Annotated in this window: 1 protein-coding gene; it reads right to left on the minus strand. The window is 66.9% G+C overall.

What is annotated here, in order from left to right; all coding sequences use genetic code 11:
* A partial coding sequence (locus tag SB786_RS36100; protein WP_410731559.1) for a GMC family oxidoreductase N-terminal domain-containing protein occupies positions 1-278 on the minus strand: 278 nt, incomplete at both ends.

The following is a 278-nucleotide window of genomic DNA, read 5'->3' on the forward strand; positions in this document are numbered from 1 at the left end:
CGGCCCGCTTCGGTCGTCGTCTGGTAGTAACCGACGCCTTCCTGGTGGGTGCCGTTGAAGTCCTCGGTGTACGGCACGCCCGCTTCCATCGCCGCCTTCACGAACGCAAGACTCAACGGATGACGATGCGTGCCATCGCTCACCGTGAGCGGCCCGTCCTGACCGTGCAGCGGCGCGCCCAGTCGCTGATTGCCTTCGGCGCGGAGGAAATACGGCAAGACATCGGCGAAACGCCAGCCCGTCGCGCCCGCGGCGGCCCAGTCGTCGTAATCCTGCTG

Origin of the sequence: Burkholderia sp. SIMBA_062, from assembly GCF_046534765.1 — a bacterium.
Taxonomy (GTDB): Bacteria; Pseudomonadota; Gammaproteobacteria; order Burkholderiales; family Burkholderiaceae; genus Burkholderia; species Burkholderia ambifaria.